This window comes from Candidatus Neomarinimicrobiota bacterium (assembly GCA_021734025.1).
Lineage (GTDB): Bacteria > Fidelibacterota > JAANXI01 > JAANXI01 > JAANXI01 > JAANXI01.
Window position 1 is genome coordinate 489,272 of the sequence record JAIPJS010000001.1, and the last position, 23,014, is coordinate 512,285.

15 protein-coding genes and 1 tRNA gene are annotated in these 23,014 nt (G+C 47.6%); all 16 read left to right on the forward strand.

Annotated features, from left to right (window positions below; genetic code table 11):
- Positions 1 to 4 precede the first annotated feature (4 nt).
- The 16 genes from K9N57_01965 (at position 5) to K9N57_02040 (ending at position 22,921) form a co-directional block, all read left to right on the forward strand.
- Positions 5 to 1,192 (forward strand): hypothetical protein, encoded by a 1,188-nt coding sequence (locus K9N57_01965; protein ID MCF7802934.1) that lies wholly within the window; start codon positions 5 to 7, stop codon positions 1,190 to 1,192.
- Between the two features lie 8 nt (positions 1,193 to 1,200).
- Positions 1,201 to 1,839, forward strand: coding sequence for a hypothetical protein (locus K9N57_01970; GenBank protein ID MCF7802935.1), 639 nt, complete (start codon positions 1,201 to 1,203; stop codon positions 1,837 to 1,839).
- Between the two features lie 3 nt (positions 1,840 to 1,842).
- Positions 1,843 to 2,724 (forward strand): hypothetical protein, encoded by an 882-nt coding sequence (locus tag K9N57_01975; GenBank protein ID MCF7802936.1) that lies wholly within the window; start codon positions 1,843 to 1,845, stop codon positions 2,722 to 2,724.
- Positions 2,724 to 3,455, forward strand: a complete 732-nt coding sequence (locus tag K9N57_01980) for a hypothetical protein (GenBank protein MCF7802937.1) — start codon at positions 2,724 to 2,726, stop codon at positions 3,453 to 3,455. Before K9N57_01975 ends, K9N57_01980 begins: the two co-directional genes overlap by 1 nt.
- A gap of 495 nt (positions 3,456 to 3,950) precedes the next feature.
- Positions 3,951 to 4,964, forward strand: a complete 1,014-nt coding sequence (locus tag K9N57_01985; GenBank protein MCF7802938.1) for an ABC transporter ATP-binding protein — start codon at positions 3,951 to 3,953, stop codon at positions 4,962 to 4,964.
- A gap of 312 nt (positions 4,965 to 5,276) precedes the next feature.
- Positions 5,277 to 5,567 carry a hypothetical protein gene (locus K9N57_01990; protein MCF7802939.1) on the forward strand — a complete coding sequence of 97 codons (291 nt, stop codon included), beginning with the start codon at positions 5,277 to 5,279 and terminating at the stop codon, positions 5,565 to 5,567.
- Between the two features lie 11 nt (positions 5,568 to 5,578).
- Positions 5,579 to 6,016 carry a hypothetical protein gene (locus tag K9N57_01995; GenBank protein ID MCF7802940.1) on the forward strand — a complete coding sequence of 146 codons (438 nt, stop codon included), beginning with the start codon at positions 5,579 to 5,581 and terminating at the stop codon, positions 6,014 to 6,016.
- Positions 6,017 to 6,272: 256 nt separating this feature from the next.
- A complete protein-coding gene (locus K9N57_02000) occupies positions 6,273 to 7,151 on the forward strand; it encodes an alpha/beta fold hydrolase (protein MCF7802941.1) in 879 nt (292 codons plus the stop codon).
- Between the two features lies 1 nt (position 7,152).
- Entirely contained in the window at positions 7,153 to 7,707 is a 555-nt protein-coding gene (locus K9N57_02005) for an HDIG domain-containing protein (protein MCF7802942.1), read from the forward strand.
- Positions 7,708 to 7,813: 106 nt separating this feature from the next.
- A tRNA-Arg gene (locus K9N57_02010) sits at positions 7,814 to 7,887 on the forward strand.
- A gap of 173 nt (positions 7,888 to 8,060) precedes the next feature.
- On the forward strand, positions 8,061 to 9,092 hold the full coding sequence (locus tag K9N57_02015) for a LacI family transcriptional regulator (protein ID MCF7802943.1): 1,032 nt from the start codon (positions 8,061 to 8,063) through the stop codon (positions 9,090 to 9,092).
- A gap of 824 nt (positions 9,093 to 9,916) precedes the next feature.
- Entirely contained in the window at positions 9,917 to 12,934 is a 3,018-nt protein-coding gene (locus K9N57_02020) for a TonB-dependent receptor (protein MCF7802944.1), read from the forward strand.
- 74 nt (positions 12,935 to 13,008) lie between these two features.
- Positions 13,009 to 14,778, forward strand: a complete 1,770-nt coding sequence (locus K9N57_02025) for a T9SS type A sorting domain-containing protein (GenBank protein MCF7802945.1) — start codon at positions 13,009 to 13,011, stop codon at positions 14,776 to 14,778.
- Between the two features lie 29 nt (positions 14,779 to 14,807).
- Positions 14,808 to 18,725 (forward strand): T9SS type A sorting domain-containing protein, encoded by a 3,918-nt coding sequence (locus tag K9N57_02030; protein ID MCF7802946.1) that lies wholly within the window; start codon positions 14,808 to 14,810, stop codon positions 18,723 to 18,725.
- Between the two features lie 595 nt (positions 18,726 to 19,320).
- A complete protein-coding gene (locus K9N57_02035) occupies positions 19,321 to 20,847 on the forward strand; it encodes a T9SS type A sorting domain-containing protein (GenBank protein ID MCF7802947.1) in 1,527 nt (508 codons plus the stop codon).
- Between the two features lie 217 nt (positions 20,848 to 21,064).
- Positions 21,065 to 22,921 (forward strand): sialate O-acetylesterase, encoded by a 1,857-nt coding sequence (locus K9N57_02040; protein ID MCF7802948.1) that lies wholly within the window; start codon positions 21,065 to 21,067, stop codon positions 22,919 to 22,921.
- The last annotated feature ends 93 nt before the right edge of the window (positions 22,922 to 23,014 follow it).

Sequence of the window (23,014 nt, forward strand, 5' to 3'; positions counted from 1 at the left end):
GCCTATGCTGCGGGCGAGATTCACATATATCTGGTTAATTTTGTTGCTTATCCCGGCGATGGGCCTGGCACAGATACAGATCGGCGGGCAAGGACAGTCCACCCTGAAACCGGCACAAAATGTGGAGGTCAGCGATGTTCCCAACGATGCCGGGGATGCGGTGGAAATATCATGGGAACTGCCTGAAGGCGTTTCGGCAGACGACCTGATACGGGTGCGTATCTACCGGTCAACAAATCAGTCCGGCCCGTTTGAGCAGGTCGGAACCGTCCCCCCGTTGACCAACTCATACACGGATGAAGCTGATGAGGAAAATGACTATCTCGTCAGCCCAAAGGAGACGTATTTTTATAAAGTCGGATTATATGACGGTTCATATCAGGCCATGTCCGCTGCAAGTGAAGGGATCTCTCCGCAAATATCGTTTTTCAACTGGGGGCGCCTGAACGTCTTCATCATCCTTGGGATATATTTTGTACTAACCCTGTATTTTATCCGCGCATCCCGGAAGGGCCGGGAAATTTATATCCGGACATTGCCGGGACTTGAGGCGCTGGAAGAGTCGGTGGGACGCGCCACGGAGATGGGAAAACCGGTACTATACATGCCGGGCATCGATGAGGCGAACAATATCCAGACGCTCTACAGTATGGTAATTTTACGCTATGTCACTCAGCTCGTGGCAGAATACGAGACGCCGCTCATCGTGACGGTGGGGAAGGCGTTTGTCGTCCCGCTGGCCGAGGAGACCGTCCGCCAGGGCTACATGGATGCCGGTCGTCCGGATCTGTATAACCAGGACATCGTACGGTATTATTCCGATGAACAGTTTGCGGCGGCAGCTGGTGTCTCAGGGGTCATTCTCCGGGAGAAGCCGGCTACCAACATCTACCTGGGGTCATTTTATGCCGAGTCCCTGATTTTGGCGGAAACCGGCTTTTTGACCGGTTCAATCCAGATTGCCGGAACCGGGAACATCCACCAGTTGCCGTTCTTCGTGGTGGCGTGCGATTACACTCTCATTGGTGAGGAGTTCTACGCAGCATCGGCCTATCTCAGCGATGATCCCAAACTGCTTGGTCCGCTCAAAGCCGCAGACTGGATGAAAATCCTGGCTATCGGCTTCATTGGAATCGGCGCCATTCTCGAAACATTTGGCATTCACTTGTTCAGTCAACTACTGCAGATATAGGATAAATTATGGCCAGACGATCCATACCGACGATGATCGCTTTCTTTTTTGGGGCGATGATGGTCATTAACTATTTCGTGCCGTGGGGATGGTTCTCCGACCGCGCCAACCAGGTGCAGGAGTGGGGACTTATCGTCGTGGCGTTCGCATACATTCTTGGTGCGCTCAATGTGATGCGCGTGCATGGGCACAAAGTTCAGCGCAAAGACGAGGACTGGCGGTTTAGCATCGTTACGATCATAACAATGATTGTAATGCTGACCTTTGGTCTGCTCCCGGAGGCCTGGGGAATCGGTGGCATGGAAAAGGGGAGTCCGTTCCTCTGGATGTTCGACAATATGTACGTTCCAATGATGGCAACCATGTACAGTCTGCTGGCATTTTTTATCGCCTCCGCGGCGTTCAGGGCGTTTAAAGTGCGATCGCTGGAGGCCACGCTATTGGCGGTTACCGCTGTGATTGTAATGATTGGCGCCGTGCCGTTAGGTGGAATTCTCCTGCCGGGTTCCATGGAACTGCGGACCTGGATTATGGAAACCTTGCAGAATGTAGGAAAGCGGGGCATCATGATCGGCGTAGCGCTCGGGGCAATCTCGACCAGCTTGAAGATTATACTGGGGATTGAACGTCCCTACGGGAGGGATTAAGTCATGGCCAACCGAAACAGGAATACCGAACCGACTATGCTGGAAAAGATTGAACGCATGGATCGCCGGATCGTGTTTTTGGCGATCGCCATCACGATCATTCTCCCGCTGATATGGCCACTGGGTCTTCCGATTCAGGTGAGTCCGCAGGTGGAGGACTTTCACGATGCTATCGAAAGTATTCCGGACAGCTCGGTGGTGCTTTTTCCGAACGATTATGACCCGGCATCGAAAGCTGAATTGTATCCGATGACTGAAGCGATTCTGCATCATTTCTTCTCGGAAGATCGTGGATTGAAAATTATTGGCCTCGGCCTATTTCCAGCCGGCCCGCCATTGCTGCAGCGTGCTTTTGAGGAAGTTGCTGAAGAGCAGTATGGTGCGGAATACGGTGTGGATTACGTCAACCTTGGTTACAAGGAAGGTCGTGAGATTGTTATGGCAAGTATGGGGGAGAGTATCCCGAAGACGTTCCCGACAGACTTCTTTGGGACGCCGATTGATTCGCTTCCGATCATGGAAGGCATTAAGAATTACAGAGACATCGCCATCCTGGTGAACGTCTCCGCCGGCTATCCCGGCACCAAGGAATGGGTGCAGCAGGTGGTCTCCGTATTTGACGTATTGATGGTAAGCGGCACCACCGGCGTGAGTGCTCCGGAGTACTATCCCTATTATAACTCCGGACAGCTGGCCGGAATGCTAGAGGGGCTCAAGGGTGCGGCTGAATATGAGGAGCTTATCGGAAAACAGGGTATTGCCACCAGTGGTATGGATGCCCAATCGCTGGGACATCTTGTGATCATACTGTTTATTCTGCTCGGGAATATCCTGTACATCCTGAATAGACGTAACAAAAACCGAAACCGGGGAGGGCGCTTCTGATGTGGGAAACACTGGGCATATGGATTCAGGTCTTCCTGACGCTGGCGATTTTCAGCTTTCTCTACCGGGATAATCCCTTTTATAAATTCGCCGAGCACCTGTTCGTCGGCGTGGCCACCGGATACTGGGTAGTGCTGCAGGTGCGGAACGTGCTGTTGCCGAACCTGTTCGAGCCGCTGCTGCGGTTTTCCGATCCGTGGTTATTACTCCCCTTGTTCCTGGGATTGGTGCTCTTTATGCGTCTCTCGGACAGATACAGTTACCTGAGTCGCTGGGGCATGGCAGCGGTGGTCGGAATCTTTGCGGGACTCGCCATTTTCGGCTTCGGCGGTGGGGATCTGATTATTCAGATACGGAGCAATATCCTGCCGTTTATCGATCGGGAAGCGATTGCCGCATTTACGGAGAATGCCGGGCTCATTACGTTTCTGGAAATTCTCTCCAACCCGATCTTTATCCTTGGAGTCATTTGCGTATTGTTCTACTTTTTCTTCTCGAAAGAGCACACCGGCGCACTGGGGATCGTCTCAAAAATCGGGATTTACCTGTTGATGATTTCCTTCGGCGCATCCTATGGTAACACGGTGATGGCGCGAATTTCGCTGTTCATTGACCGGGCGCAGTTCGGCATCGTCAACTGGATCCCGACGGTAATTATCGGCGTCTTGATGATTATTGCGTTTATTGTATTGGCGATTACGGGCAAGGTCGATCCAAAGGAGCAATTTTGATAGAAAAGGTATAGGGGAATAAGGGTAATAATGGGAATAGGGTATAAGGGTATAAGGGGGATAGGGATAAAGGAAGAAAGGAAAAATCTGTTCGAGGATAGTTGTTGCTTGTTGAGGGAAAACTTTTTAATTAACCTGAATAATTCATGAAATTGGAATTATCGCATAGAACTAATTACGGGACCTGATGGAAAAACAAGCTGTTGTAGAGACACGCCATGGCGTGTCTCTACTGAGAGTACCTTGGTCACCGATATACGGAAATTCGTATCGAAAGCGTTGCCGGCATTTGGCTTGTATGTTCCAAAACCACATTTATGAATAATACAGGTTAAAAAAATGCAATATAAATGAAGAATTACTACTAACAATTAACAAAACCCATTAAGCGCGAGACTATGGACATCGGACACGTGGCAGTTTTAAACGATAGCACAGTAACACTTTAACACTGAAACACACTTTTTTAAAAAAACACTAAAACACTGGTGTTAAATGACTCACTTACTCGAAGTTACTGATTTAAAAACATATTTCTACACGGATGAGGGGACGTCCAAAGCGGTTGACGGCGTCTCGTTTTATGTCGATAAGGGCGAGACGCTGGGTATCGTTGGCGAATCCGGCTGCGGTAAGAGTGTTACGAATCTTTCGGTAATGCGCTTGATTCCTGAGCCTCCCGGGAAGATTGTCGAAGGGCAGATTACCTTTAATGGCAGAGATGTTCTTGCGCTGAAGGATTCACACCTCCGGCAGATCCGTGGCAACGAGATTTCGATGATATTTCAGGAACCAATGACGTCGCTGAATCCGGTCTTCACCTGTGGCAGCCAGATTATGGAGGCCGTCAGGTTGCATCAGAAGGTGGGAAAGAAGGAAGCCAGGAAACGCGCCATTGAAATGCTCAACATGGTGGGAATTCCGGCACCGGAACAGCGTATAGACGAGTATCCGCACCAACTTTCCGGCGGCATGCGCCAGCGGGTGATGATTGCCATGGCATTGTCGTGTAATCCGAATCTCCTGATTGCCGACGAGCCGACTACCGCGCTGGATGTTACGGTACAGGCCCAAATCCTCGATTTAATCGAGGAACTTCAGGAGCGCCTCGAAATGGCCGTCATTATGATTACGCATGATCTCGGCGTGATTGCCGAGGTGGCGGACCGGGTGATGGTCATGTATGCCGGAAAAGTCGTGGAGCAGGGAACCACGGAACAGATTTTTAAAGAGCCCAAGCATCCGTATACCATCGGGTTGCTAAAATCCATGCCTGTGCTGAACCAGAAAAAGGATCGTCTGGCTGTCATCGAAGGCGTGGTCCCGAATCCCACGGATTTCCCCAGCGGATGTAAATTCCATACGCGTTGTCCACTGAATGATGGCGCAGATTGTGAGAATCGTGAGCCGGAACTGCAGAGCAATGGCGGAGATCCCGAGCACACGGCGCGATGTCACTATATCAACAAGGCAACAACGGAACTGCGGGAGTGGGAGGAATACTCGTAAAACGGGTATAAGGGTATATAAGGGTATAAGGGTGGTGCTGTTTCTTAATCTTACTCTTAATCGTACTCTTAATCGATGTTGTTTGGACGGAGATAGGAAAAGGGAGAATGGACACAGGAAACTCGAAATTTGGAAACAACAGCATTTAGCAGCGAAGAGACACGAATAATACGCGAATTAAATACTCCAACAACAAACAAACTAACTACCAACTACGAACTACGAACAAAGCCTGCTGAAAACACTTTAACACGCTTTTAACTTGAACACATGAACACTGTAACACCTTAAACCGTAACACTGAGATAAACCATGGCACATATCTCCGTAGATATTTCCGAATCCGACACCGGCTGGACTGCAAACGTGACCGTTTCCGAATCCGATTCGTCAAGCAGCCACACAGTAAAAGTAGATAAATCATACTGCCGGAAGTTGACCAGTGGGGACTATACTCCGGAGCAGCTGGTGGAGACCTCCTTCGAGTTTCTGCTGGCGCGTGAGCCGAAGGAGGCGATTCTGAGTCAATTCGAACTGCCGGTGATTGCCCGGTACTTTCCAGAGTACGAAAATAAAATCGGGGTACTGCTTGCCGGAAATTAAAGCGAACGAATATGACGAAAACTTTGCGTAAAAAGAGTAGAATCCGCCTTGTTACCTTAAGTATTACTTTACTTATTATGATAGTTGCCGGATGTGACACGACCACCGAAGAAGCGGTGGACACCGTCCGGGAGCAAGCGAAAAAATCCATAGATAAATTGTCAAAAAAGGCCGAACCCTTGCCAGATCGGTTGAAGAACCTCACCGAAGAGCAGGTGGAAAACCTGTTTGCCATCGAATACAAGACCCTGAAAATCAGCACGTCTGATGTGGCGGTCATCGATTCGACGCTTGCGGAGGCAGGTCGTAATCGCTGGGACTGTTATCACGTCGAACGAACAGGCGATACCTGGTATCTGTTTATGAAACGCCGCAAGAAGTCGGCGCTCCGCTATTTACCGTATATCGAAAGCCTGCAATGGTTTCCGGCGGCGGATACGGTGGGGTGAGCATAAAATATTGTGTAGAGCCGTATCATAAACCTGTGCTACAAGAAAAATGATATCAACTAGGAACTTCATAAGAACTCATTTACTTGGATAACAGCTTCAACTCGAGGGCATTGGAAGCACCATCTGCAGGGACACGCCATGGCGTATCCCTGCGTAAAGCGATTTAAGTGCAACGACAGTGACCTGTACGAAAATGCTCTTTGTTGAATAGACACAATCCCTTCCCTCCATGCAATAACTTGGATTTTAAAAAATGAGTCCACTCCCCGAATGGCTCGATAGAAACCAATATCCGTTCAATCCACGTCGTTTCAACGGTTCATTCGGTGAAATAAATTACGTTGACGAAGGCAGCGGCCCCGTCATTGTTTTTATCCACGGCAATCCTACCTGGTCTTTTTTGTACCGTATATTAATCCGGAAGCTCTCGAAGAACTTCCGATGCATCGCACCGGACTTGTTGGGGTTTGGCTTGTCAGAAGCCCCAAAAACTTTTTCTTATGCTCCGGAAAATCAGGCGAAAGTTATTGCCGAGTTCATTCAACACTTTAGTTTTCCGCAGGTTACTCTTGTAGTACATGATTGGGGTGGACCAATTGGGCTATCCTATGCTTTAAGTCACCCCGAAGAAATCCGTAATATACTGGTTTTTAATAGTTTCATGTGGCCTGTCAGACAGTTCGCTAAGTTTAATCTGTTTAGCTCGCTTCTCGGTTCTGGATGGACGCTTCAATTGCATATTCAACAAAACGTTTTTGCCAAATTTATCATGCCGTTCGGATTTTCAAATCCGTTGCACTTTATCCGGAAAACCCGTTCACAATACACACGCCCACTACATTCCAGGGAGTCAAGATACGCCACCTGGCAAATGCTCCGCTCACTGCATTCATCTGAAAATTGGCTCCGCCATCTCTGGGAATCCCGGACCCGGCTGGATAATATCCCGAAACTATTTCTCTGGGGAATGCAGGATCTTATATTTGACAGATACCAATTAGCGATTTGGCGGACAATATATCCGGATGCGGAGGTGCACCGTATCTTTGGCGCCAATCATTATGTTCCGGAGGAATTGAGTATGCCGGATATTCGAATAATTGACAAATTCATGCACAGGGAAGGGAGATGATATGGAATTTTCACGAGAAGATGCATTGACATTACTGCATGAACAGACTAAATCGACAAACCTGCGTAAACATGCTTTGGCGGTCGAGGCTGGGATGCAATGGTATGCTGAGTATTTCGATGAAGATGTGGAGAAATGGCGCATCGTCGGTCTGCTGCATGACATGGATTATGAGAAACACCCGACCAAGGATGAACATCCGTTCGTCGGTGTGGAGATACTCAGGGATCATGGCTATCCCGAAGAGATTACCCGTGCAATCCTGAGCCACGCGGATTACACAGGCGTTAGCCGGGAGACGCTGATGGAGAAAACGCTTTACGCCGTCGATGAGCTCTCGGGATTTATCGTTGCAGTCGCGCTGGTTCGCCCCAACGGTATTGGTGATATGAAGGTCAAATCGGTAACAAAAAAGCTGAAGCAATCCAGCTTTGCCGCCTCCGTGGACAGGGACGCCATCCGCGCAGGAGCCGATGATCTTGGGATTAATCTGAATGACCATATCCGGCATGTCATCGAAGCGCTGCAGAGTGTGCGTGAAGACCTGGAGATTTAGTTTTCGCTTCAAATCGACCAGTATTGAGTGTATATTTTTGCCGTTCGGGATGAAGCACTTTAACACGTGAATACCTGAACACGATAACACTGAAGTTCTAAAACACGCCCATATAGCTCAGTTGGATAGAGCACCGGCTTCCTAAGCCGGGTGTCGCAGGTTCGAATCCTGCTATGGGTACAATGAGCAAAATATTTTTTCACATTATTCGGATTACGCATAAATATCTGAACCATCGCTGGAATCATTATTTTAGAAATATGTTGATAATCTGCGCTCATCCGATTAATATAAAATTTGGAAAATTTGAAACGTTTTGATGCAGTTCAATAATTACACTAGCAGGTTTTAAAATGAACAAGGTCACTATCGAAGATGTAGCCAATAAGGCGGGTGTTTCCAAAGGGACAGTGTCCGCCGTTATTAATGGAAAAAATATTGTAAAACCCGCCACCCGGGATCGGATTCTGGCAATAATGAAGGAATTAAATTTCCGTCCCAAAGGCGTTGCGCGAAATTTAAAAAACGGGAAACTCCTTAAAAGTATCGGTATCATAATTAAAGATTTGAATTATCCGTTTTATACCTCAATTGCCACCGGTGTCCGTGATTATGCGAAAAGTAAGGGATACTCACTTGTTGTGACCAGTTCCGAAAATGATCATGAAAGCGAGCAGCAGTTCTCTCATCTATTTTCAGCCAAAGATATTCGCGGGGCAATTATTGCCCCTATTGTAGAGGGCACCGTAGAGATTGAGCACCTGTTTAAACTGAAACGCATTAATTTTCCGTTTGTCCTGCTGGAAGATGTTAAGGGTATTCATGCAAATGTGGTTGCGATTGATAATATTGCTGCGATAAAGAAAGCCGTCAAATATCTGATTGATAATGGCCACAGAGATATTGTCCATTTTGCCGGACCGCCACAGTCATCACACACGCAAGAACGCATAGAGGGCTTTCGTCACGCGTTCAGCGAAAGTTCGTTGGTGTTTTCCAATGATATGATTGTATCGGTTGGCTCCAGTTATGACGAAAGTTTTGTAAAGACAAAAGAATATTTTCAAAAGAGGGAAAGATCCGAATATCCAACTGGGATTGTCTGTTTCAATGATCAGCAGGCACTTGCGGTCATTATGGCGCTGAAAGAATTAGATATCAAGGTGCCTGATGAGGTCTCAATTATCGGCAACGATGATATCTACTACGCCAGGAATTATCCCGTGCCGCTCACCACCATCAGGGCTCCTCAATACGAGATAGGGCAGAAGGCGGCCGAGCTTCTAATAAAGAATATCGAGTCGCCAAAAATACTCCCGGTTGAGCGCACTGTACTGGAAACTGAATTTGTAGTTCGGGATTCGACACGGAGTATCGAGTCCTGACTTTTCCGTGAGGTGCGGTTTACTAATAATTTGTAACAAACAATCCTGTAATCATCTAACCAATAATTATCCAATATTATTTGCTGTGTTCTATAATTCTACGTTAATTCGGTAAACATTTGTAACTGAAACAGATAAATTGCAGTTTCAAAGCTTCACAGCCTGAGTTCCTTGTCCGTCACCCTTCAGGGACAGCATCTGGGCGGATTCCGCCATGAAAGTCCTGCACCTACAAATTCACTTATGTGGTTTCACTTGATGAGGAAATAATTTCTGTGTGCAGGCTAATCAGACGAGGCAATATACTAAACATTCTATGAGGCAGGGATTAAAAGTGTATCCCAATTGCTTTACCGGGCACCATATTTGATTCACCTTTGACATTTTTTACTTGCCTTTTTCGTTAAAATTCCTCATTATTGAAACGGTTCAATAAGGATCGAACCTATTTAATCTCCCTGCACCATAAATGAGACTACTTTTTTGATATAATAGGTGGCTATCCTATTATTTATCAATTTGTTAGTACGGGTTTTATGGGTGAATAATCAGAGTTATTCATTGCAATGTCCGTACTAACGTGACAAAAAGCATGGGAGCTCTTCCATGTCTGATTCCGCGTTTCTAAACAATTTAAGATTGAGAGCATAGGCGCTCGGTATATAAATCTGGTGCTGACAATCTGCGTATACCAGACCCTGATATAACATTCTGAAAAATTGGGAACAATATGACGACAACCGTTTTAGGTTTTTCATATTTGTTTGAGAGAATCCATTTCGTTCTGATTACCTCTTTTATCCAACAGGTAGGGGAAATTTCCGATGAAAAGATTTAAGAAAATTACGCAGGTATTTGGCATAAGTGTATTAACAATCTTCATTACAGCTTACTCCCTGCAAGCCCAGTCAGGAACAGTACGAGGTCTCGTCCAGGATTCAGAATCCGGAGAACCGCTGGCCGGTGCCAATGTCGTAATTCTTGGTAATAATCCTATGGGGGCGGCGACCGATCTCCATGGTCAATATCAGATTAATGGGGTTCCCGCCGGTACACACACTTTAACTGTCGCCTATATCGGGTACAAGCGAATAGAGAGAGAGATAACTGTTGAGGCGGGCGAACGGACGATAGTGAATTTTGAGATGGTACATGAGACCGTGCGCGGAGAAGAGGTTGTGGTGACTGCGCAGTCGAAAGGACAGTTACAGGCGATTAACCAGCAACTCTCATCCGATAAAATATCCAATGTCGTGTCAGAGGCAAAAATCAGGGAACTGCCGGATTTTAACGCTGCACAAGCCATCGGACGGTTGCCGGGGGTTTCAACGCAGAAAAGTTCAGGCGAAGCAAATAAGGTTGTCATCAGGGGGCTCTCGCCGAAGTATAATTCCATTGAAATCGAAGGGATTAAGCTCTCCGCCACGGGAAGTTCACAGATTGGAGTATCTTCACTCGAAAACACTTCAGGCAACCTGAATAATGACCGAAGTGTCGATCTCACAATGGTAACTCCTTATATGATAAGAACAATTTCACTTTTTAAATCCCTGACGCCCGATATGAATGCAAACTCCATAGGTGGTACAGTAAATATGGAGCTGCGGGAAGCACCCTCTGAGCGACATTTCAACATGCTTTGGCAATCTGGGTACACCGCAAAAAGTAATACATACGGAAATTATCGTGCGGTCCTGTCTGGAAGCGATCGGTTCTATAACGAATTACTCGGCGTTTATGCGCTGGTCAATGCCGAATCATACGACCGGGATGCAGATAACATGACTGCCTCGTATAGTACACGTTCTACAGAGATTTCACCGAATGGTTTTCCCCCGGTCCGGGTGTCAAGTGTTACCATGAACCGGCATATTGAAAGAAGGAACCGATATGGGGCAAATCTGATATTGGACTATATGTTGCCTTCCGGAAATCTCAAAGCCGTAAATATGTTTGCCCGGTTGAATTCGGATTATAACGATTATAACCAGGGACTGGATTATTCGGGCGGTGATATTAATTGGTCATTCCGCCATGGGAAAAATACCATCGACCAGCAGGTAAATTCCCTGAAGCTCGATTACGATTTAGGGTTTATGTCGACCGATATAGCTGTCGCCTATACATCATCCACCAATAAACTAAATGATTCGCCGTATTATTCTTTTAACCAGACCGGTGGAATACAATCAAATAATGTCGAAGATAACGTGGTACCGGACAGTCTGCCGCACCTGGTGAATTATTTCGGTGATTCAACGGCTGTTGTCCGCTCAGTTAGCCTGTTTAACAGTACGTATCAAGAACAAAAATCTACATTTAAGGGTGATTTTATCGTTCCGTTTAATCTGTTTTCTCGCATTAATGGATATATCAAATTCGGCGGACAGTATGATTACCAGGTAAACACAAATGATCAGTCGACGCCGTACGCCGGCTTAAGTGGAGCGAACAATCCCGGTTCTATTCAATACAGGATGATGGACTCCCTGGCCTCCAATTTTGATTTAGAGTCGAATTCAAACGGCCTCTTTCCCGCGGCTGAATTCACTGCGAGAGACGATGATCTCTATTCTCCATTCCTGAATGACAGGTTTGGCCAATTCTATTATGCGCCACGCGCTGGCATGCTGAACAATATGATAGATTATCTCCACGGCAACCCAGAGTTCGAGTCGGCTGGCTCCGCCACAGATCCCGGTGGATGGTTTGATGGTCCCTATCAGCGGCTGGCTAATGATTACGAATATACGGAGAACTACTATGCCGGGTACCTGATGTCGCGGATTAACATCCTGAAATTCATGATAATCGGCGGCGCGCGCTATGAGAAGGTCACGTCGGAATATTTTGCATACAATGCCCGGGACAGAAGAAATCCCCAGACTCAGGTCATGTACCCTGTTACCGCTAAGCCTGAAAACGAATTCTGGCTTCCGATGGGGCAGGTTCGATATTCTCCATTCGGTTGGATGGATATCCGATATGCCTATACTCAAACCCTTGCCAGACCTGACTACCATCAGTTATCCCCAAAATATACTATTACCCAAAGCAACCAGGTATATGCAGGTAATCCCAATCTGAAACCTGCTGAGGCTTTTAATCATGATGTGAATGTTTCGTTTCATGGAAGTAAGTTGGGCTTACTTTCCATTGGTGCGTTTCATAAAACTATCGAAGATTTTACCTATAGTTCCTCTTTTGAACTGAATGAATATACAAAAGAAGCCGGGCTCGATTCTATTGAGCGATTTCAAAATCCGGGACCGAATCCAGACGCCAGAATTACCCTCCATAAATATATCAATAGCCCATATAAAGCGACGGTACAGGGGCTGGAGTTGGATCTCCAGACAAGTTTATGGTATCTCCCTTTTCCGTTCGATGGCATGGTTTTCGGTGTAAACTACAGCTATATCGAATCGGAAACCCGCTATCCATTATATGACCTGATTGCCGATTATACTACCCGGCCACCAACATTTACCTTTATCGACAGTTCCAGAACCGGTCGTCTCGTCGATCAGCCGGAGAATGTTGTTAACTCATATATCGGATACGACTACAAAGGGTTTTCCACCCGGTTGTCGATTATCTATCAGGGGAATTCCGTGAGCTATGTCGGCCGGTATCCACAACAGGACGGTTATACAAAAGATTATTTTCGTGTTGATTTGTCGGCGCGGCAGCAGCTGCCGTGGCAGGGAACAGAAATTTTCCTGGATATTACCAACCTGAACGATGAGAGAAATATTTCAGCACAACGGTCGATTGACGGATTTACTAATGTCCAAAATTATGGTATGACAGCAAATTTAGGCATTCGCCTCAGGTATTAATACGGCTGTCGAACGTGTGAAAAAAATGTCGGTGTTGCGGGGATAATGAGAACTCAGTAAAGGAGGAGAGAACTATGAGGAAATTGCTAATATTGCTGTGTATTACAGTGATAGGAGCGGTGCCCTTGCATGCACAGAAGGATACAGTGTATGTACAAGGGGCAATTGAATCCGGTCAGGAGGGTACCCTGAATGATGCAATTGAAGCCGCCCAAGCTGATGGGTCAATTAATAACACGGTATTTAAATTGACCTCGTATGATTATTACGTATTAACATCCACCATAGAGATTGACGTCGGAGAAACGCTGGAAATCGTCGGGCCGACACCCGGAACCACCCAGGCGAGTGCTCCTCCGCAGATTATGTGGACCTCCAGCGGTGGTATCGATACGGAATACAATATTCTTACCTATGGAGATATTACCCTGAAGAACGTCTGGCTGCGATATGCCGACGTGCAGGGAAACCAGATCGGTTCGGCATTACGTTTTGCCGATGATCCTGATCCGGACGAACAGGAACGCGGTGTTTTTGAGGGAGTCATTTTTGATTATGCCCCTAGCACAACAAATGGCAGCGGTTCGGTCAGTATAACAGCCGATCACTTTGTGGGGATTTTCAAAAATAGCTATTTCAGGAATAACGTCGATCCGCATTTCAGGTATTACGGCCGCGCGGTTTCGTTTCCGTATCAATCCAGCGGCTGGCATATTGATAGTGTCCTGTTTGAAAACACCACCTTCGCAAATATGGGTTATGTACTCATGCAGGAAGGCGCCGAATGGAGCGATAATGTCCATTTTAACCACTGTACCTTCCTGAATATTGCCATGTTTTCTTTGGAATCCGGCTGGTGGCATAACATGCATGTGACGAATTCTATCTTTGTGAATCCGTTTATGTATGGATATATCCCGGCACAGGTACCGGAGGGCGCAGAACCGAACGGCGGCGTTTTTTCAATTGCAGAGGTCGATTCCTTCGGTTTTGAGGTGGATTTTACCGATCCTGAACGGCAGATATTATATACCCATTCCAGCTATATCTATGAAGATTGGCTGTTAGACTGGATGGAAAATAATCCGTATAGCAAAGAAAAATACCAAAACAGGGAAGAAGATTTAATTCCAATGCCCCAGCCAATGTTAAACCAGGCGACGATGGATTTTATGGATTCCACCGATGCAGATGGGAACAGGGTGCACCCCCTGATGAACAGAGCTTTTCTCTATGAAGATGTGAATCCACGGTTCATTGAACCGGCAACCAACCATGATAGCCTGAAGGCCTGGCTCCTGAAAAAATGGGATACGAACGAAGATACGAATTGGGCTTATAAGCCGGAAGCAGGATATAATCAAACCTGGCCACTCCCGGAAAATATGGCATACGAAAATGATACCCTGCTGACAGCCGGTATGGGAGAATTTCCGCTTGGTGACCTGTATCACTGGTTCCCGGATAAATATGAAGAGTGGAAAGCACAGAGATCTGACGAAGTCGATCGCATACATACCTGGATGGAAACCGGTAAAGATCCGACAACTGGACTTTCTCCACAATCTGATGGAACCATTACGGCGTTTACTCTGGAACAGAACTACCCCAATCCATTTAATCCGACCACCAGTATAAAATACAGCGTTCCTAAGACGGATCATGTGGTATTGGCTGTCTACAACAGTCTTGGTCAAGAAGTTGTAACGCTGTATGAAGGCCGGAAAGCAGCGGGTACATATACGGCAACTTTTGATGGAACCGATTTGCCCAGCGGGGTCTATTTCTACCGTCTGCAGAGTGATGACGTATCGTTTACCAAGAAACTGGTTCTCTTAAAATAACTAAACCATAAAAGGAAAGAGGTAAATCTATGAAACGGATTAGCGTTTTATTTACCCTCATTTTCTCCGTAATGTTTTTAAGTGCTGGTTCACTCCAGGCACAGGGTGAGAATTTTGAGGAGTACACCGTTGGTGATTCCCTCCACACGATCGGGTGGTATGAGACCGATCTCGAAGCAGTGGTGGTGGATGATACCGTTGCGTCTGGAAGCAACGCGCTCAAATGTATCGTACACAACTATAATGCCGCTCCGGTAATGGAGGTTGTCCTGCCGTCCGGTGCAACTCTGGCTGATTATACCCAAATAAAATTCAAGGGATTCTTTGCCCAGGGGGACGTCGGCTGGAAGGATATCTACGTTGAAGCGTATGATACCGAGCCGTCCGCTGTGTTTAATAATAGTGAGGCGGACGTTGCGCTCGGATCGTATTACCGTGCGAAAGGCGCATCCACGGACTGGGAAACCATTCGTATCGATATTGCCAATAGTTCTAGCCTGACCGATACTGTTTACATAGCGCTGGGCATGCACGCCTCCGGTGCTGATGGCGACGGTAATACCACTATTTATTACTTGGACGATATAGAATTAAGAAACACGGAAGTCAATACTTGGGGATTCCTTGGTGGCAGATCAGGCGGTAATGCCGATTGGGGAATTAGCGGCGTTGGAGCCGGCGAAGTTACTATGGGAGACGGTGGCCCGCCGGATGGTCAGTGGGCTGCGATCCGCGGCGCCTTTTCTGATACATTGACGGCGACTACGAGTGAAGCCATCGTAGTTACGGGAAAACTGGAGTTAGTTGGCGGTGGCCTGACAAGCTGGAGTCCGCTTCGGTACGGACTGTTCCACCATGACAGCGCCGGAGTATTGCAGTATACAGGCACAGACTCTGTTGCATGGACCGGCAGGGAAGATACGACCTTCGGTTACATGTTTTCACCACGTGTTGGTGCGAACGATCAGACCAGCGGACAGGGTGGAAACGGCTCTGTTTGGGCAGTTAATGGTGGCAGCTGGATCAGCACCTGGAGTGGAGGTACCATGACTATGGGCGTCTATGACCAGGCTCCTCGCCGTGCGGAAATGACTGCCGGTGTATACGATTTTGCCTTCTCCATCCAGCCGCAGGGTGATGGTACTAATGAGGTAAGATGGTTCTTGACGAAACCGGACAACAGCTATTGGTTCGCCGGTAGCGCAATCGATACGATGCAAGTAACAACAAAACTGAACGGGATATGCGTTGGCATCAACGGCGGAAACGGTATCTCAGAGTCTACTCTTAACAGCGTTAGCCTCAGTGATGTCAAAGCCGAACTTGGAAGTCCCATTGCTATTCCAACAAAACCGTTCAGCTCCTTTTATGTATCAGACTGGGGAGCAACCAACCGCGGAGACGGCTGGCCGATTTTAAACGATTCCACCACCCGTGTTGGAGATGGTGGCATGGGATCCGATGGACCGCCGCCGAGCTGGGCAACGATTCGTGGTGGATTCGGGACAGAAGTCCAGGCAACCACCCAGGAAGCCATTATTGTAAGTGGACAGTTTGAATATGTCGATGGAGGCCCAGGTACAAGCTACGTTCCCCTGCGCTATGCATTGACCCTGCAAACGGATTCACTGAGTAATCCGGATGGTGGCACGTTGAATTATCAATATACCGACTCGGCGAAGTGGGAACTGGAAGGCAATCTCCACTACGGCTACGAACTGACACCACGCTCTGGAACGACTGACATGGCTAACGGCGCCGGTGGAGCAGGAACGATCTGGACGATTAATGGTGGCGGTGGCTGGAACAGTACCTGGAGTAATAACGGTGGGCCAATTGCCGCGATCGAGCAGGCACCACGCCGGGCAGTGATTGCCGAAGGCGTCTATGACTTCGCCTTTTCCGTGCAGCCGCAGGGCGACGGCACCAATGAAGTCCGTTGGTATATGTTCCATACGGATAAGGAGAGCTACTGGTTTGGTGGTACAGTCATTGATACTGCACAGGTTACCACGCAATTTAACGGTATCGCATTTGGTGTCGGTGACGGTATTGAAACAAACATGAGCGCATTTAACGTCATGGCCGTCCAAGTAGACCGTGGTGCTCCCATCATCGTACCAGAGGCACCGTTCCAGTCCTTTTATGTATCTGACTGGGGTGCAACCAACCGCGGAGACGGCTGGCCAATCCTGAATGACTCAACCACGCGTGTAGGGGATGCCGGTATGGGATCCGATGGACCACCGCCGACCTGGGCGACTATTCGTGGCGGTTTTGGAACCGAAGTTGAAGCCACAACCGAAGAGGCAATTATTGTAAATGGTCAGTTTGAGTATGTCGATGGTGGACCTGGCGCTAGCTATGTTCCTTTACGGTATGCGCTGACCCTCCAGACGGATTCTCTTAGCAATCCTGATGGCGGTACGTTGAATTATCAATATACCGACTCGGCGATGTGGGAACTGGAAGGCAATCTCCATTACGGCTACGAACTGACACCACGCTCTGGAACGACCGACATGGCCAACGGCGGCGGTGGAGCAGGGACGATCTGGACGATTAATGGTGGTGGCGGCTGGAACAGTACCTGGAGTAATAACGGTGGGCCTATTGCCGCAATCAATCAGGCACCACGCCGGGCAGAGATTGCCGAGGGCGTCTATGACTTCGCTTTTTCCGTGCAGCCGCAGGGCGATGGCACAAATGAAGTCCGTTGGTTCATGTATCATGTGGATTCGCTCTACTGGTTCGGCGGAACAGTTATCGACACTGCGCAGGTCTCCACGAAGTTCAACGGTGTTGCTTTTGGTGTTGGTGATGGTATTGAAACAAACATGAGTGCATTCAACCTGATGGCTGTACAGGTTGATCGTGGTGACCCAATCACGGTACCTGAGCCTCCGTTTGAAGCCTTTTACGTTGAAGACTGGGGCTTTATCGGCGATCGGTTCGGTGGTGGAACCTGGACTCTGACTCCTGGAGAACTTGATGGCAACACAACGATTTCCGGTGATGCTGCTACCAATTGGTCAGCGGTCCGGGGTGGTTTTGGTGGACCGGTCAAACCGTCAACGGAGGAAGCAATCATTGTCAAGGGTAGCGTCACATTCGTAGATGGCGGATTTGAAGACTGGAGCAGTTTCCGGTTCGGGCTCTTTCAGAGCGACAGCGCCGGTACCCTGGATTCAACAGAAGCGCATGGCTATGTCTGGAATGGTACTGAGGATTATAGCTCCGGTTACCTGCTTCTTCCGCTGAGCGGCGATGCCGATCTGGTCAGCTGGCAGGGTATTGGAGAAACCGGAACCTTTGGTGCCGTGGTTGACAGACCGTGGCTGAGCACAAACGGTTCGAATGATTATGTCCTGGGCAGCAAAATGCAATGGCCGGCGGACGCTGTTGCAGGCGCAGGAACATATAATTTCGAGATCTCCGTCCAACCTCAAAGTGACGGAACCAGCGAACTCCGGTTCAAGCTGATCAAGGATGATGATAACTATAAGTTCTGGAGCACAGCTATCGACGATCACGACCCGCTGGCTACTGATATGTTCAATTCCATTGCGTTTGCCACGAACAATAGTACAACCACCGCACTGGAAATCAGGGATGTATTTGTAGACCTTGGGGATCCGATAGAAGTTCCGACTGGTATTGATCCTGGTGATAACGCAATTCCCGATGAGTTTGCGTTAAATCAGAACTATCCGAACCCGTTCAACCCGGTCACGACCATTGACTTCGCATTACCGAAGCAGGCCGATGTTAGCCTGGTGGTGTATGATATCCGGGGACAGATGGTAGAAAAACTTGTCAATACCAATATGGATGCAGGGTATCATTCAATAAACTTCAACGCTTCTCATTTAGCCTCTGGTATCTATTTCTATAAGATCACCGCTGGTGACTTTGAGAGTGTGAAGAAGCTAACTCTGCTGAAATAATGTCTTTCATCATGTTATCGCTCTCTCCCTTGTAGGGAAGAAATCGGTAACATATCACGAAGTAAGTAGCCTGTCCAGTTAATGGACAGGCTATTTACTATCGTGTAAGGGGTTGGTTTGAATCAAAGAATGAAAATTACCTGTAACTCAGGGCTGCAATGACAATCATTGTCGTAGTCACCAGTATATTCATCTCATGGGGTAGCGTTGGGAGCTATGGTTCATAATTGTTTTTACTCTATTGCTTCATCGGTATTTTTTTACTCCCGCTATTTTTTGTTTTTATCCAATTGCCAAATCTCAAAATACCAAGTTAGGATGCTATTACATCTTAGGGGAGGACAGGCTTCTTATTTAAGAATTTGAACTATAAGTGATTCGATATGGAGTCCGTTGGCTGAGAACGCATTCGCTCACAGGATCTTCCGGGAAAGAACAAAAGTCTTGAATATGCAAAATAGAAATACGACTTCACCAAAGGTGCTTCAGTCATAAGAGACTCTAATTATTTTACCACAGATTGCCGACGTAGTGGAAAGGACGGCTTTAGTTGAAAAATCAAGGGAGATGGCTAAGAATAAGTATCCGGACGTATTTGTTTTCAATTACCGCAGTATTAATATGTGCGGTACAGGTTGATGCAAGGACCAGTAGTCCGGCAACAATTTATCTGGACAGCACGGAACAGGTTATCCGTGGATTTGGGGCGGCAAATATACTTCCGTGGCGACCAGATATGACATCCGGAGAGATTCAAAAGGCCTTTGGAACTGCCGAGGGACAGTTAGGCTTTTCAATCCTTCGGCTCAGAATTCCTCTCCAGGAAAATGAATACAGCCAAAACCTGGCTACGGCCCAGGCTGCTCATTCTATGGGAGCAAAAATCATAGCCTCACCGTGGTCGCCTCCGGCGCATATGAAATCCAATAATAGCACGATCGGTGGCAGGCTCAGTGAAAATTCTTACGACGATTATGCAGCACATTTAAAATCATTCGCCGATTATATGGCTGACAATGGTGTGCCGTTGTACGCTATTTCGGTTCAGAACGAACCTGATGTTGAAGTGAGCTATGAATCTTGCGACTGGAATGCCGAGGAGATGACGCGGTTTTTGAAAGAGAATGCCGAATCAATCGGTGTTCCCGTAATTGCTCCTGAATCCTATAATTTCAACAAGACGATTTCAAATTTGATTCTGAATGACTCTATTGCTGCCGCCCACTTATCTATTGTTGGCGGCCATTTATACGGAGGAGGGCTTGATCCGTACCCGTTAGCGTGGGAAAAGGGGAAAGAATTGTGGATGACCGAGCACTTGGATACCGACATTTCGTGGAGCGCCGTATTAGGTACCGGGAAAGAAATTCATGATTGTATGGTCTCGGGTATGAACGCGTATATCTGGTGGTACATCGTCCGGTTTTACGGTCCAATCCACGATGGGGAAGACTGGCAGGGAGATGATATTGAAGATAATTCGGAAAAAGGTGAAATTACAAAGCGCGGCAATATTATGTCACAATATTCCCGGTTTATACGTCCGGGATATATCCGGGTGAATGCCTCAGTTGAACCAAGGGCACAGGTATATGTGAGTGCCTATACAACCGATTCCACAATTGTAATCGTAGCCATCAATACTGGTGATTCTTCACAAGAACAGACCTTCACCCTGGATGGTGGATCGGCTTCGTATTTCAGCCGATATGTGACCTCTGAAAGGAAAAATGCCGAACAGGTAACAGATATCACTGTATCCGGGGGTAGTTTCACCGCCACTCTTGACAAAGAGAGTGTTACAACATTTGTTTCTGAAGATAGAGTAACCGGGGTAACCGAATCTTCCAAAGTTCCTAAGACATTTCACCTGTCCCAAAACTACCCGAACCCGTTTAATCCGGAGACAACGATTGAATTTATGCTGAATCAGGATAGAGATGTGACCCTCGTGGTATATAATTCTCTCGGAAGGCAGGTTGCCCAATTAGCCAACGGGAAGTATTCCGCCGGACAGCATAAAGTGACCTTTCACGCCTTCGACCTTCCGTCGGGGATTTATTTTTACAAAATGATGGCCGGGGGACATACCCAAATGAAAAAATTGGTGTTACTAAAATAAAAACTAATACCAGTGAAAACGTATTGCGATTGTTTATCAAATGAGCCCCTCCGGACAGCGGAGAGAATAGACTGGATCCTGTTTTTTTTGAAAAAGAAATGAGAGTGTTATCGTGAAGCGTTTATTAAAATTCCATTTCCTGACTATCGCTGTTCTCACTCTGTCCCTTTCTGTTGCAGATGGAGCGGTGCAACTCCCCAAGCTGATTAGTGACGGTATGGTTTTGCAGAGAGATACGGCCGTCGATATTTGGGGATGGGCATCACAGGGTGAAGAGGTCACTCTCCATTTTATCGATTCGACCTATACCACCAATGCAGACAGTGAGGGGCGCTGGCAGATTACTTTACCAAAAATGCGTGCCGGTGGACCGTATACCATGGAAATCAGCGGCGATAACAGGCTGAAGATTCGGGATATATTAATCGGCGACATCTGGGTCTGTTCAGGCCAGTCCAATATGGAACTAAACATGCAGCGGGTGAGTCCGCTCTATGAAGACGAGATAGCCACTGCAAAATATCCCGAGATTCGGTATTTCGAAGTACCGGATACCTATAATTTCAGCGGTCCGCAATCTGATCTTCCTGGTGGAAAATGGAAAAAAACGACACCTGATCAGGTGCTGAATTTTTCAGCGGTATCCTACTTTTTCGGCAAAGCGATACATGAACAATATGAAATACCGGTCGGATTAATCAATTCTGCGTTAGGCGGATCGCCGGCCCAGGCATGGATTAGCGAAGAGGGGCTGAAGCAGTTTCCGGAATACTACAATGAAGCTCAGCGATTCAAGGATAGTACGCTGATACAGAGAATACGCAGGGAAGATCAGAAACGGATCGATCAATGGTATCAAGTATTACGCGAAAAAGATAGGGGCTACAAAAACCCGACAGGACCGTGGTATAGCTCCGAGTTTCACCCCACGAATTGGTCAACCATGTCGATACCGGGTTACTGGGCGAACGAAAGTCTGGGATCAGTGAATGGTGTTGTTTGGTTTCGAAAGGAAGTGGAGGTCCCGGCGTCCATGGCCAATAATCCGGCCCGTTTAAAACTCGGAAGAATTATCGATGCGGATTCGACTTTTGTAAACGGGGAATTCGTCGGGACTACAAGTTATCAATATCCGCCGCGACGATACGCAATTCCTGCTGGCGTTCTGAAAGAAGGTACAAATGTGATTGTGCTCAGGGTCATTAACAACCGCGGTCGAGGCGGGTTCGCGGTCGACAAGCCTTACAAGATTATTGCAGCAGGCGATACCATAGATTTGAAGGGGGAGTGGCAATATAAACTTGGTGCCAGGATGGAACCGCTGCGGGGCCAGACTTTTATTCGCTGGAAACCGGTGGGATTATACAACGCAATGATTGCTCCTCTTCTGGATTTTCGTATCAAGGGTGTTATCTGGTATCAGGGGGAGTCGAATACCAGCAGGCCAGTTGAATACAGGGAGCTCTTCACCTCATTAATCCGGGATTGGCGCGGGCACTGGCACCAGGAAACATTACCGTTCCTCTTTGTTCAGCTCCCGAATTTTATGGAGGCCAACCCGCAACCCACCGAAAGTAACTGGGCCCTGCTCCGGGAATCCCAGATGAAGGCCTTGTCGCTGCCGAATACCGGGATGGCAGTAACGATCGATATCGGTGAGTGGAACGATATCCATCCCCTAAACAAAAAGGATGTGGGAGACCGGCTGGCCCGTGTTGCGCAAAAGGTGGCCTACGGTAACGATGATATCGTGTACTCGGGGCCGATTTACGAATCTTTGACGAAAGAGGGTCAAAAGATAATTCTGTCCTTCACACATACCGGGAGCGGCTTGGTGGCTATAGGCGATGAAGCACTCCATGGCTTTGCGATTGCCGGCCCCGATAAAAAATTCGTCTGGGCCGATGCCAAAATCAGAGGAGATCAGGTTGTCGTCTGGAGTGAGCAGGTGGAAAATCCGGTGGCCGTGCGGTATGCCTGGGCGGATAATCCAAAGGATGCCAATCTGTATAACAAGGAAGGCCTGCCTGCCGCACCCTTCAGGACGGATTCCTGGGAAGGCATTGAGAAGTGATCCATAGAAAATACAGAGATAAACCGTCAATTTTGCCATTCCTGCTCATCAAAAGGATTAAAATGGTACAAAATCCGTATGAATCCATCGGAT